Source organism: Methanofollis tationis (assembly GCF_013377755.1).
Lineage (GTDB): Archaea > Halobacteriota > Methanomicrobia > Methanomicrobiales > Methanofollaceae > Methanofollis > Methanofollis tationis.
Window position 1 is genome coordinate 1,718,143 of record NZ_JABXWR010000001.1, and the last position, 13,030, is coordinate 1,731,172.

The window sequence follows — 13,030 nt, forward strand, 5'->3', positions numbered from 1 at the left end:
GGTGCCGGGGATCCAGAGCACATACATAGGAAAAAATCTTAACGCCTGTACACCAGAGGTGGCAGACGAAGGAGCCCGTTGCAATGGAGAGAGCAATCGGATGTGAGATGGAAGCGGTGGATCAGATGATCCGCCATGCAGTCTGGAGTGCAGGGGCGAGCGGCATCGTCGTCGGGGTCAGCGGCGGGATAGACTCCGCCGTCGCCGCCGCATTTGCGGCGCGGGCCGTCGGACCCGAACGGGTCGTCGGCGTCTGCCTCCCGAGTGCGGTGACCGTATTGGAGGATCTCGAAGACGCACAGGCACTCTGCCGTTCGATCGGGATCGAGTACCGGGAACTCTCGATCGAGCCGGTGCTCCAGGCCTACCGAGGCTATTCCGGGCTCACCGATACGCCGTACCTCGCCGGCAACCTGATGGCCAGAACGCGTATGGCGATCCTGTATGCGATCGCAAACCGGGAAGGGCGGCTCGTCTGCGGCACGTCGAACCGGACCGAGTACATGCTTGGGTACTGCACGAAACACGGCGACAGCGCTGCAGACATCCAGCCGATCCTTCACCTCTACAAGACCGAGATCTTTGCGGTGGGGCGGGCGATGGGGATCGTGCAACGTATCCTCGAAAAACCACCTTCGGCCGGGCTCTGGGCAGGGCAGACCGACGAGGGTGAACTGGGCCTCACCTACCCCGAGATAGATGCTGCCCTGCAGTCGCTGGAGCGTTCAGGCTGGAAGGCAGGGAACGAGATAGAAGAGCGGGTGCTCCGAAGGGTCAGGGCCTCGGAGCACAAACGCAGTTCTCCCCCACATCTCTGAGGCACTCACTAAACGCCTCGATATACTCTTCAGGACGGTTGAGGAAGCGGAGACATCGCTCTCTTCCGACAAGGCTGTAGATAGGCGTGCCCGGCGCCGTGCAGAAGGCCGGCACCGGCAGGGGCGCCGCCAGCCGCACCGCGGCGGTGCCTGGATACCGCGGGTTTTTGACAAACGTGCCGTCGGCCATCTCATAACATGCGGCCCCGCCCATCGCCGCATAGGGGGCGTAGTCACTTGAAAAGGCGGTCGAGACCAGATTTGCCATCACCAGGTCGACTTTTCCCGGGTTGATCGTCACATGGCCGAACCCCGGCGGGATCACGACGACATCTCCGGCCCCGGCCTTCACCAGCACGACATCAGAGGCGTCGGGCCTCTGGAGCAGAAAATGCGCTTCTCCTTCTATGACCTCATAGACCTCGGGATATCTGACGCCGGCGGGGTTTTCAGGGTGATAGTGGCCTTTTGTCTTGACGAACTCGGGGCCGATGACGCCCGGCGGGATCACGGTCATATCATACCGCAGTGACCGGGCAGAAAGCCACAAACGGTCTTCTTCATTCAGGGCAAGGTCCCGATACATAAAATAGAGGGGGCGGTCGGGATCGTCGGGCCCGTTATGGGGTGCTGCCAGAACACCGTTCATATCGGCAAGAGTGCGGATGTGGGGCTCTGGCAGTGGTCCGTTCCAGTGAAACATTACTCGGCTTTGCGCTTTTTGAAGATATAATACCCTGCCCCGATCAGGACGGCGGCGATGAGGAGGATTACGATCGGGTTCGAGAAGATATCTGTGGCTGAACCGGTTTTTTCCACCGAGACAGGTAATTTCATCGTGTCGGAGATCTGGCTGTTGTCAAGGGCGTCGCGGTACCTGATCTCGGTGTCGAGGCCATACTGCTTGATCGTCGCCCCTGCGTCGACGGTCACATAGTAGCGGGCGACCGCCGTCTCGCCAGGAGCGAGGTCGCCGAGGTACGCCGTGTCGTCGCTGGAGGTGAAGGGATCGACTGAGCTGATCCTGGACTGAGCATTATACGCCATTGCGGCGCCGGTGTTCTTGTAGGTGACCTCCAGGGTGGCTTTCTCACCCGGACGGACGACCGGCGCCTCCGAGACGACGGCGAATTCGATCTTGCCGCCGACCGGTACGCCTACGGTTTCAGTATCTGATTTTGAGGTCTCGCCGTTGCTCTTTTTATACTCCACATAGACGCCGATGGGATAGGTCTGGGCTCCGGCATTGCTTGAGGCCGAGACCTTGAAGGTGACCGTGGCGACATCTCCGGGGTTGAAGTCGCCGATATAGACGCTCCCGTCGGTCGGGATCAGGGGGCTGGAACTGTCCCGCACAAGCGTTGCGACGGCCTTCGTCGCCTGTTCGTGGCCGGTGTTGCTGAGCGTGAGGTGGAGGTAGCCCTCGGTGCCGACGTTGAGGTACTCCGTAGAGGTGGATACGACCTCGAGGTTCACATCGGAGGTCACCTTCACCGGGATGTTGATCGTCTCGGTCTTTTTGAGATAACCGGTCCTGATGAGGGTGCCACTCTCGGAGTCGGTCCAGTCCGCATAGGTGTAGGTGAGGCTGAGCGGGAGGTCATAGGAGCCTGCCGGTGCATTCCTGTCGATCTTCACAACAAAATTCACCGTCTTGCTCGCCCCGCCGGCGATATCGCCGATCTGCTGGGGCTCGGATTTGATCGTGATGGGGGCGCTTCCTGCAGAAAGCCCTGCCTGGACGAGTTTAGCCAGGTTCGGGGCGTCTGGCGGGGATATTGTGGACGATGTTACCTGGATGACCGTGTTCAGGCCGGTGTTCGAGACGATCACCTGGAGCGTGACCTCGTCGCCAGGAGCGAACTCATTGGTGCCTGAGACCGTTGCAGACAGATCCGGGCTGCCGTAGAGAGACTCCACCCCGGCCAGAGCAGGGACGGTGAGCACAGCCATAAAAAGACTGAGAAAGAGTAATTTCCTGATATCCATGTGGGTTCACCGTGTTGTTATTGTTGTAACAACATTTATCTGCAGATCCTATTAATAGTTATGTGATGCACCCCTCTCCGGAATCCTCGGGCACGATTGCAGAAGCCCTTAAAATGCTTGGACTTACAAAATATGAGGCGCTCGTCTATGTCGCCCTCCTCCAGGTCACCCGAGCGACGGCGACCGAAATCCACGAGCTTTCAGGCGTGCCCCGCGCATCGGCATACCCTGTCCTCGACCGACTCATCCAGAGGAATCTGGTTACCGTCTCCCATACCACCCCGAAACGCTTCTCTGCCATTCCGCCGGAGGAGGCAGTCAACTCCCTCATGCGAGGGATCAGCGAGAAGGCGTCGTATGCAAAAGAGTCGCTCCAGGAACTCTACGACCGGAGAAAGACACCCGAAGGGGGCGGCCAGGAGCTGGTCTGGACCATCACCGGCGATGCAAACATCATCAGCAGGATCAGGGACCTCATCGCTCAGGCGACTGATCGGGTCGAGGTGCTGGGGAGCTGGAATCTCATCGGGGACCTCAGCGAACCCCTGTCCCTGGCAGCGGGCAGGGTCAGGGTGGATGTGATCACCAATAAACCGGGGGAAACGGTTCTTCCCGGCATCCAGATCAGCACCATCGTCCCTTCGATCTGGTCTAAGGAGATGGGGAGCAATGAGCGGGCAGGAATAGTTTTTGTAGACGGCTCAAAGGTAATGGTGGTGATGGGCTCGGAGGGGGAGATACCAATCGCCCTGTACTCAGAGTCTGAAGGGTTTTACCGTTTTTTTTCCCGGTACTGGTCCCTGATCCGGGGCTATGGCGGGGCCCGGGATCAGAAGTGATGGATCGGTTCGAGGCTGGAGACGTCGATCAGGCCCTTGAGCGAGTTGATCTCGACATGGTACCCGCCTTCTTTTACCGCTGCCATCACGTTGGTCCCGCCGAGTATTGCGATGCCGAAATATTGGGGTGAACAGGTGAAGCCGAGGATGGGGGCGTTCGGCGGTCCAATCTCAAGGACGCCGGCGATCATGCTCCGCTCCAGGTCTTCAATGACGGCCGCAACGGTGGACTCGGCCTCCATGTGGCACTCCCTGAGGTTGGCGAGGACGTTTCCCTGTCCTGTCGCAATAACCCCTGAGACGTTGGTGATCTCCTGGGACACCAGCAGTTCGAGAGGGTCGATGGTCGTAGCATCATAGAGCACCATATCGGTGAAGCGCCTTGGAGTTCCGTTCTCGATCTGCACAACGCCCCCGCCGATCGGATGGAGGGGGGCGCCTCTTCTGATCATCACGCCGTCAAGGGTGATCGAGCAGATGGTGCATATCCCTGCCTTTCCCTTCGGAACGGCGTAACCCCCGGCCTTTTCTCCGGTTTGAAAGATCTGGACCAGACCGCTCGGGCTGATGCCTGCCCTGTAGGTCTCCTTCATGATTGCAACAACAGCATCCAGATCGTCTGCATCCACAAGAGAGAGATTGTAAATGACCTTTCCCTCGTTCTCTGAAGGGTCATAGGTCACCTGCATCGCCTCCTCTTCGATCAGGTGGTTGAGAAATTTCAGGGGGTGATTCACACCATACTCTTGCTACAGAAAGAGAAAAATCATTCCATGCTGGTCGGCGCGGTGTGCAGACGTCAACCTGAAGGCTACGCATGGTTTTCCGTCACCTCGCCCGCACCGCCCTCTGCAGCCTCCGGGCCGGTCTGCTGGTGCAGATAGCAAAATTGTTCTATACCTCACGCCGATATAAAAAGAGATGGAAGGCGTTCTGAGGGAGCGGGCGCAGGATCTTGTGAAGACGATCCTGAAAGCCGCGGGATACGAGGTCGAATGCGCCGACGAGCCATTTGATCTCTCGGGTGTCAGCGACGATGACGGTATTGTGGTGCTCATATCGGACAATCCCGATGTGATCGACCGCTTTGACACGAGAAAATTCCGTCTTAAACGAGAGGATGGAGTCCAGGAGTGCAGAAAGGTGCTGGTGACCTTCACCGGTGCGAGGGCACCGAACTGCACCGTCTGGGGCGAGGAGGAGATCGCCAGATATGCCGGTGAAGCGGCGGTTGCCGGTATCTTCGGGCGCAGGATCGCACTCGACAGCGGACCGGTGGCGCAACCGGCCGGGGCGGTTCCCCGGCCTGGAGTGGGAAAAGGGATCGCCATCCTCCATCTCCCGGTGCAGATCAGCGAGAAGAATGCCTCGATCATCTCAGGGAAGCGAGGGTCGGTGCGGTGCAGGTTCGTTCCGTACTGGTGTTACCACTGCACCAGCACCGGATCCCAGACGGTGGTGAACCATCGGGTTTCCTTCGAAGCCGACCGGTGGGGTGGGCTGAACGCCATCAACGGCACCACGATGGACATGAAGGTCTCCGAGGCCGTCGACACCGGCATGCCCGAGAACTGCGAGGTGCTCACGCCGAAGATTCGAAAAGAGGACGCAGAAGCGCAGGTGGTCGCCGCAATGGTCGAGAACCTCACCCAGCGCGTGCGTATCAAGCGCGAGGAGGGCGACACGATCTATTACCAGGAGGAAACGCTCAAGCCTGACAGAAAGAACATCACGGCCGAACTGACCCTCATCTATGTCCCGGTCTGGGAGATCGAGGCGCGGGACAAGATCGTCGAGGTGAATGCCTACACCGGCGAGATCCTCACCATGCCGATGGACGAAGGCGTCGAGGTCTTCTAGATTGTCCATGATCCTCGTCATCGGCGGAGGCCCCGCAGGAAGGTTCGCGGCCGTCAGGCTCGGCAATGCCGGACGTGAGGTCCTGCTCGTCGAAAAAGGGGCGATTGGCGGTCAATGCCTGAACTATGGGTGCATGGCGGTCTGCGCCCTCAACGATGCCGCCCGGCACCTGCAGCGGAACCGCGAGTTCGCCGCCGCCGGCATCCTGGACGGCGCCCCTGAGGTCCATTTCCCGGCCCTCCTGGTGGGCATGGACCGCGTCCAGGAGAAGATCAGGGTCGTGCTCGATCAGGAGACGAAAAACGCCGGCGTCGAGATCCTCTACGGGAGTACGGCGCGGCTCGACGGCCGGCAGGTCTTCATCGACGGTGAAGAGGTCGAGGCAGAGGCCGTCGTGATCGCGACCGGTTCGGTGCCGGCAGTGCCGGCGGTGGAAGGGATCTCTCTCCCCGGCGTCTATACGGCCCACACGCTCCCGCGCATGGAGACGTTGCCCGGAGATCTCGTCATCGTTGGCGGCGGTGTCCAGGCGGCCGAGTTCGCCTATATTTTCTCGATGCTCGGCAGCCGGGTGACCGTGCTCGCACGCAGTGCCTTTCTGAAAGGGCTCGATCCCCGTCTCCGCCGTCTGGCCCTGAAAGAGCTCAAAGACGTCGATATCAAGGAAGGCGCCGTATTCAGCGGGGTCACCGGCAATGGATGGGCCGAAAGCGTCTCTTACGGCGGGAACGAACCCGGGGCCTGCAGTGCAGACGCCGTCCTGCTTGCGGCCGGGCTTGTTCCCAACGCCGCCATGATCGGAGGGGTGAGAAAGGGACCGAAGGGCGAGGTGCGGGTAAACGATCGGATGGAGACCTCGGTGAAGGGTGTGTATGCCGCCGGGGACGTGACCGGCGGCCCCTTCCTCACCCCGGTCGCCCGCCTGCAGGGGGTCGTCGCCGCCGAGAACATCCTGGGCATCGACCGTCGTTTCGATCCTGCGGCCGTCCCGCAGAGCATCAGCCTCGCAAACGAGCTCGCCTTCTGCACCGCAGCGGAGGAGAGCGGTGTTGAGTTCTCCGTGCCCGCCCCTGCAGGTCCGGGCTCGTTCTGGTCGGTCCCGTCAGGCGACACCGGGATCGGAAAAATCCGTGTGGACCGGGAGAGTGGTGAGGTTCGCGGCGTCTGGGCCGCATCGCCGGGCGCCGGGATCATCGCCACCTATATGGCCGACGCCATCCGCCACCGCCGGACGGTCCACGACCTCGACGGCCTCCTGGACGTCCACCCGATTCCTGACGGGGTCCATGGGCTGATCGGCTATGCCTCCTCGTGGCTGCGGGATCACCCGATAGACTAGCGCCCCAGTCTGCCGGGATGGGGTGTGTGCTCCCTCTGCTTTCTCCCCTCCCCCGGCCAATTTTATTATATAGTCCTTCCCTCAAGGATAGCATAGGACATGATCTTTTTTGAGTTTGCCCGAAGGAACATCAGGCTGAACCTCCTGCGCTCCCTCCTCGCCGTCATAGGGATTGTTATCGGTGTCGTCGCCATCGCCTCCATGGGCATCCTCGGCAACAGTCTCGTCCTCTCCATCTCTGACTCGCTGACCACTGTCGGCGACACCATCGTCATCACCCCGCATACCGGCGGGGGTGGGGGCGGGGGCGGGTTCGGCGGGGCGTCGTCCAGGGGTATTACCGACCGGCAGGTGATCGAGATCCAGCGGGCCGCCGGTTCGAACGTGGTGATCCCGCTCTATTCAGGCGGCGACCGGATCGTTATCGGCGGTAAGATCGGCGCCGCCCAGATCTATGGGATGCGGCCGTCAGAGATCCCCGAACTCCTCGAGATCCGCGACGGGGTCTACCTGCGAGGCTCGACGACGGCGCTGATCGGGTCGAGCCTTGCCGACGAATACGACCTGATCGTGGGCAGCAGGGTGGCAATCGGCGAAGAGGAGGTGCGGCTCAGGACGATCGGGATCCTGGAGGAGCGCGGCGTCGGTTTCGATATCAATCCGGACTACGCCGTCGTCGTCTCAGACGCCTTCTACCGGGACCTCTACGGCGACGATGACTGGAGCATGGTGATCGTCAAGGTCAGGGATATTAACAAGATCGACACGGTCAGGGCCGCCATCGATGATCAACTCAACCGGAGGGAGCAGGTGGTGAACGTGCTGGACACCCGTGCGATCCTGGAGACCCTCATCGAGACCTTCAACCGGATCTCGACGTTCACCGTCGCCATCGGCGGGATCTCCCTTGTCGTCGCCGGCGTCTCGATCTTCAACGTGATGATGATGTCGGTGACCGAACGGACCCGCGAGATCGGGGTGATCCGCTCGATCGGGGCCCGGCAGGGCGAGGTGCTGCGCATGTTCATCTACGAGTCGTTCATACTTGGATTCATCGGGAGCGCCATCGGGGGCGTCCTCAGTTTTATCGGAGGCTACCTTGCCGTGATTGTCATGCTGGAAGATACGTCATACCTCTTCGTCCCGTCAAGCCTCGTCTATATCCTGTACGGCATGGCGTTCGGCATCGGGACGAGCGTTGTTTCAGGCTTTTATCCGGCCTGGAAAGCATCGCATCTGAACCCGATCGAGGCGTTGCGCCATGACTGAACAGGAGCCTATCATCAGATTTGTGGACGTCTCCAAGGTCTACCCTCTTCAGGCTGGCGACGTCGTCGCCCTCGATCACGTCTCCCTCGACGTCCCGGCCGGGGAGTTTCTGGCGATCATGGGGCCGTCGGGCTCGGGCAAGTCCACCCTCCTCAACCTGATGGGCTGCCTCGACACCCCGACCTCGGGAACACTCTCCATCAAGGGAAAAGACATCGGGACGCTCTCTGACGATGAACTCACCGCCCTGCGGCGCGACCATATCGGCTTCATCTTCCAGCAGTTCAACCTGATCCCCCTCCTCAACGTCCTCGAGAACGTGGAGTTCCCGCGGCTCTTAAAGGAGCGGAAGGGGGGGTGCAGCCAGACGTGCCGGGACGTCATCCACGCTGTCGGCCTTGAGGACGAACTCCTCACCCACACCCCGGCTGAACTCTCGGGTGGACAGCAGCAGCGAGTGGCGATCGCTCGCGCCCTCGTCAACGACCCCGAGATCCTCCTGGCAGACGAACCGACGGGAAACCTCGACACAAAGACCGGGACCGGGATCATGGAACTCCTCACGGCGATGAACAGGCGGGGCAAGACGATCATCATGGTCACCCATGACCCGAGAATCGCCGAATACGCCCGGCGAACGATCAACATCGTCGACGGTCAGATCGTATGATCTTTTTCTCGTTCGCCCTCAGGAACATCAGGCGGCACCCCGCCCGATCCCTGCTGGCGACCCTCGGGATCGTGATCGGGGTCTTTGCGATCGCCTCCCTCGGGGTGATGAGTAACGCTATCAATCTGCTTGCCGCCGGGCTGATTGCCGATGTCGGCGACACGGTGGTGATCACCCCGCACACCGCCCTCGGCGATCTCGGGATCGTCGGCGACCCCAGGACGGCGGTGGCGGCGACGATCCCGGAGGCGGACGTGGAGCGGATCAGGCGGGCGGCCGGGGGTTACCTGACGGTGCCAGTGCTTGAAGGGGCGGCCGAACTGACGGCCGGGAAGGAAGGGGGCTATGCCCTGGTGATCGGCCTTGATTACGATGCCATCCCTCCGCTCCTCTCCCTCTCGGAGGGCAATTACCTCAGACCCGGTTCCCGCTCCTGTCTGGTCGGGGTATATCTCGCCCGGGAGTACGACCTTCGGGCCGGGAGCAGGATCGGGATCGGCGATGAGACCGCCCCGGTCGCCGGCGTCCTTCAGGAGCGGGGTCTTGCCTTCGATATCAACCCGGACTATGCAATCGTCGTCACAAAAGAGCGATTTTTCGAGATCTTTCCTGAGAAGGTCGGCTACAACTACGTCGTCATCAGGGTCACCGACCCGGAGGCGATCGAGGGCGTGAAGGGTTCGGTCGAGAACCTGATGAACCGCCGGGAGAAGACCGTGGATGTTGTGGACTCCAGAGAGATACTGCGGCAGGTGAACGAGATTTATGCCGCGATGGGCTGGTTTCTCCTCGGTATCGGGGCGATATCCCTGGTGATCGCTGGCGTCTCCATCCTGAACGTGATGATCATCTCGGTCACCGAACGAATCCGCGAGATCGGGGTGATGCGGTCCATCGGTGCATTGCGCCGCGAGATCCTGCTGATGTTTATCTACGAAGCGCTCGTTCTCGGGATTGTCGGGAGCCTGGTCGGCGGGGCCTTCAGTTTTATCGGGGGCTATCTCATCAGCGTCGCCGCCCTGCAGGTGTTCACCGCCGGGACTACCTTCGGTGAAGGGGCGACCGTCTTCGACCCGCTCTCTATCGCCTATATCCTCTTTGCGATGGGCTTTGGCATGGCGACAAGTGTGGCCGCGGGGCTGTACCCGGCATGGCAGGCGTCACGGATGGCGCCGATCGACGCGTTGCGGGGGTGAAAGTGGGGTGCGATCGCTATGGCGAGTCTTTCTGGTCTTCGCCCTCAGGAACCTGCGGCGCCACCCGGTCAGGTCAGGGCTTGCGGCGCTCGGGATCGTCATCGGCGTGCTCGCCATCGCCTCGCTTGGCATCCTCGGTTCGAACCTCATCATTCTCTTCTCCGGCCTCGTTGCTGATGTCTCTGATACCGTCGTCGTCAGTCCGCACCTCGCCGCCGCAAGCGGAGACCCCTTCGACCCGAGGTCTGCCCTCGCAACCGGGATCTCGGAGCGGGACGCAGATCGAATTGCACGGGCTGCGGGAGCGAACCCCGCTATCCCCCTCATTCAAACGGCAGTGCTGATGAAAAAAGAGAGGGAAGGCGGTTATGTGCCGATGATCGTCCTTGGCCGGAGCGATATGCCCCTCCTCCTCGCCGTAACAGAGGGCTCCTTTCCGACCGGGAAGAGTGTCCTGGTCGGTGCCCTCCTTGCTGAAGAGTTCGATCTCAGGGCTGGTGGGCGGATTGGCCTCGACGGGGAGGAGGTGCGGGTGGCCGGCATACTGGAGGAGCGGGGGATGGCGATCGATATCAATCCCGATTACGCCGTCGTCGTCACGCGGGACTGGTATACCGACCGCCGGGGAGAGAAGGACTATGACCGTGTGGTGATCAAGGTCGCCGTCCTCGATGAGGTCCCGGCGGTGAAGGCGGCAGTGAAGGAGCAGATGAACCGGCAAAAAGAGGTGGTGGACGTGCTGGACTCGCGGGAGATCCTTGAACTCTACTACCAGACTTACGACGCCATATCGGTCTTCCTCCTCGGCATCGGCCTTGTCGCCCTCCTTGTCGCAGGGGTTTCGATCCTGAACGTGATGATCATTTCGGTCACCCAGCGCACCCGCGAGATCGGGATCATGCGCTCTCTGGGAGCGTTGCGCAGCGAGATCCTCCGCATGTTCCTGTACGAGGCGCTGGTCCTGGGCCTTGCCGGGAGTCTGGTCGGCGGCCTCCTCTCCATCGGCGTCGGGTATGCGATCTCGGCATTGGTTGCCGAGACGATCTTCGCAGGCTTCGGCACCACGCCGGCAGGCATAGATCCGGCGGGGCTCAGGGCTATCCTGCTCGGGATCGTCTTTGGCATCGGGACCAGTGTTCTCTCAGGGATCTATCCAGCATGGAAGGCGGCGCATCTCGATCCGATCGAGGCGCTGCGCTATGAGTGATCCTGTCATTGCGGATCGTCTCACTTCCCCTTCTGCTTGCATTGCCGGGTTATTTTATGGTATGCCCGGATCATAGCCATTAGAATCTTGAATAAATCCTATTCTTGGGGGCATAGAAACCAATATATAACAGTGATCGCATCACTCATCATCGTGTCAGAAAGTCCTGGGGGGGACGAATGGCAGAGAAGGGGACATCCGGACTATCGCTCCGGGCGCCGCGTTTCCACCGAAAAAATATCAAATTTTCGATGGAAGTTCTGAAGGCGTTTATCGAAGAGCGAGACAACAAATCTGAAAAAAATGAGGAATATAGTGATAAAGGGGGGAAATACTCGGAACTATTAAAAGAAAACGTTTTTACCAGGAGTGATCATAACAACTATCATGATCGAATCTGAGGGGTTTGAACGCCTGAAAGAATACCTCGGTAAAAATCCTGACCTTGAGGGGGTCTGCACCGTCCTCAACTCTTCGGATCACGATGTAAGGGAGGTATTCGGGCGTCTTGAGAAAAATAACAAAGCAGAGGCCATTGAGATTCTCAAACGCCTCAAATACGCAGAAATGAAGAAAAAAGACTGAGATTTCTTCGGGTCAGGCGATCAAAACCGGCCTATCCAAATATCTCTTTTGAGCGTTCGAGTGCGGCGACGGCCGGGAGTTTTTTCCCGGTCAGAAACTCGATGCACGCCCCGCCGCCGGTGGAGATGTGGGTGAACGCCGAATCAAGCCCCATCTTCTCGATCACCGCCGCTGTGTGTCCGCCCCCCACCACCGAGAACGGCACCTTCGAGGAGGTCCTGAGAATCTCATGGGTTCCGACCGCAAAGGCGGCGTCCTCGAAGACTCCTGCAGGGCCGTTCAACACCACCGTACCTGAGGATCTGATCACCTCGTTCACCGCGCTGAGCGCTCCGGTGCCGATATCCATCACCGGGGCGTCTGCGGGGATCCGGTCCAGGGAGTACTCGGCCCGGCCGCCGGCCTCGCGCACCGCCACCTGGTCGGGCATGACGATCTTCTCCCCGAAGCGGGAGAGGAGGGCCTTCGCCTTCTCGACCTCGCCCATGTATTTCAGCTGGGCGACCAGATCGGTCGAGGGCTTTCCGATCTCGTGGCCAGCCGCCATGAGGAAGACGTTCGCAACGACACCGATGACGATCACCCGGTCGGCAACACCCTTCTCAAGGACGTTTTCGGCGACCGCCACCGAGTCGTCCACCTTCGTCCCGCCCAGGATAAAGGTGACCGGCCGCGGCGCTCCGGTAAAGACCCGGGAGAGGGTTGCGACCTCTCGCTCCATCAGCAGACCTGCGGCCGAGCGCATCAGCATCGGGAGGCCCACCACCGTCGGTTGCGAGCGGTGAGCGGTGCCGAAAGCGTCGTTGACGAAGACGTCGGCCATCGACGCGAGATTCCGGCAGATGTGTGTCCCTTTCGCCGCATCGGGAAGGAGCGTCAGGTTTTCTTCGGCATTGAAACGGACGTTCTCGAGCATCAGCACCTCGCCGGCACGCATGGATGAGACGGCGTCCCGTGCTGCACGCCCGAAGATGTCGTCGATATAGGTGACCTGACGGCCCAGGAGGCGCTCCAGTTTATCGGCATGGGCCTGGAGCGTGGTGAAGTCCTTCTTTCCGGGCCGGCTCTGGTGGGCGAGGATGACGCAGCGGGCATCTTCCAGCGCCCTGACCGTGGGGAGGTGCTCACGGAAGCGTTTGTCGTCCAGGATCTCGCCTGATGCGGGATCGATCGGGGAGTTGAAGTCGACACGCAAAAGAACGGTTTTTCCGGAGATATCGAGATCAGTGAGTGTTCCAATCGTCATAGGACAACCTGC

General features: G+C 60.6%; 13 protein-coding genes. 9 read left to right on the forward strand and 4 right to left on the reverse strand.

Annotated features, from left to right (window positions below; genetic code table 11):
- Positions 1 to 83: 83 nt before the first annotated feature.
- Positions 84 to 818 (forward strand): NAD+ synthase, encoded by a 735-nt coding sequence (locus HWN36_RS08965; protein WP_176789022.1) that lies wholly within the window; start codon positions 84 to 86, stop codon positions 816 to 818.
- Here the strand turns inward: HWN36_RS08965 and HWN36_RS08970 are convergent.
- Both HWN36_RS08970 and HWN36_RS08975 read right to left on the reverse strand, forming a co-directional pair.
- Entirely contained in the window at positions 775 to 1,521 is a 747-nt protein-coding gene (locus HWN36_RS08970; protein WP_176789023.1) for a glucose-6-phosphate isomerase family protein, read from the reverse strand. The two genes, HWN36_RS08965 and HWN36_RS08970, sit on opposite strands and share 44 nt — an antisense overlap.
- Positions 1,521 to 2,771, reverse strand: coding sequence for a COG1361 S-layer family protein (locus HWN36_RS08975; RefSeq protein ID WP_246269890.1), 1,251 nt, complete (start codon positions 2,769 to 2,771; stop codon positions 1,521 to 1,523). Before HWN36_RS08975 ends, HWN36_RS08970 begins: the two co-directional genes overlap by 1 nt.
- Positions 2,772 to 2,872: 101 nt before the next feature.
- Between HWN36_RS08975 and HWN36_RS08980 the strand changes: the two genes are divergently transcribed.
- The gene (locus HWN36_RS08980; protein WP_176789025.1) at positions 2,873 to 3,646 is read left to right on the forward strand and encodes a TrmB family transcriptional regulator; all 774 of its coding nucleotides are present in this window, start codon (positions 2,873 to 2,875) and stop codon (positions 3,644 to 3,646) included.
- Here the strand turns inward: HWN36_RS08980 and HWN36_RS08985 are convergent.
- A complete protein-coding gene (locus HWN36_RS08985; protein ID WP_176789026.1) occupies positions 3,637 to 4,383 on the reverse strand; it encodes an NrpR regulatory domain-containing protein in 747 nt (248 codons plus the stop codon). The genes HWN36_RS08980 and HWN36_RS08985 overlap by 10 nt on opposite strands.
- A 184-nt stretch (positions 4,384 to 4,567) precedes the next feature.
- Here HWN36_RS08985 and HWN36_RS08990 point away from each other — a divergent pair, with 184 nt between their 5' ends.
- The 7 genes from HWN36_RS08990 to HWN36_RS09020 all read left to right on the forward strand — a co-directional run bounded on the left by HWN36_RS08990 (position 4,568) and on the right by HWN36_RS09020 (position 11,772).
- The gene (locus HWN36_RS08990) at positions 4,568 to 5,506 is read left to right on the forward strand and encodes a hypothetical protein (protein ID WP_176789027.1); all 939 of its coding nucleotides are present in this window, start codon (positions 4,568 to 4,570) and stop codon (positions 5,504 to 5,506) included.
- Between the two features lie 7 nt (positions 5,507 to 5,513).
- Entirely contained in the window at positions 5,514 to 6,845 is a 1,332-nt protein-coding gene (locus HWN36_RS08995; RefSeq protein ID WP_176789028.1) for an FAD-dependent oxidoreductase, read from the forward strand.
- Between the two features lie 99 nt (positions 6,846 to 6,944).
- Positions 6,945 to 8,114 (forward strand): ABC transporter permease, encoded by a 1,170-nt coding sequence (locus HWN36_RS09000; RefSeq protein ID WP_176789029.1) that lies wholly within the window; start codon positions 6,945 to 6,947, stop codon positions 8,112 to 8,114.
- Positions 8,107 to 8,784 (forward strand): ABC transporter ATP-binding protein, encoded by a 678-nt coding sequence (locus HWN36_RS09005; RefSeq protein WP_176789030.1) that lies wholly within the window; start codon positions 8,107 to 8,109, stop codon positions 8,782 to 8,784. The genes HWN36_RS09000 and HWN36_RS09005 overlap by 8 nt, the downstream gene beginning before the upstream one ends.
- Positions 8,781 to 9,980, forward strand: coding sequence for an ABC transporter permease (locus HWN36_RS09010; RefSeq protein ID WP_176789031.1), 1,200 nt, complete (start codon positions 8,781 to 8,783; stop codon positions 9,978 to 9,980). Before HWN36_RS09005 ends, HWN36_RS09010 begins: the two co-directional genes overlap by 4 nt.
- A 7-nt stretch (positions 9,981 to 9,987) precedes the next feature.
- Positions 9,988 to 11,187 carry an FtsX-like permease family protein gene (locus HWN36_RS09015; protein WP_176789032.1) on the forward strand — a complete coding sequence of 400 codons (1,200 nt, stop codon included), beginning with the start codon at positions 9,988 to 9,990 and terminating at the stop codon, positions 11,185 to 11,187.
- A gap of 387 nt (positions 11,188 to 11,574) precedes the next feature.
- Positions 11,575 to 11,772, forward strand: coding sequence for a hypothetical protein (locus HWN36_RS09020; protein WP_176789033.1), 198 nt, complete (start codon positions 11,575 to 11,577; stop codon positions 11,770 to 11,772).
- 31 nt (positions 11,773 to 11,803) lie between these two features.
- Here the strand turns inward: HWN36_RS09020 and HWN36_RS09025 are convergent, their stop codons facing one another.
- Positions 11,804 to 13,018, reverse strand: coding sequence for a phosphoglycerate kinase (locus tag HWN36_RS09025; protein WP_176789034.1), 1,215 nt, complete (start codon positions 13,016 to 13,018; stop codon positions 11,804 to 11,806).
- Positions 13,019 to 13,030 lie beyond the last annotated feature (12 nt).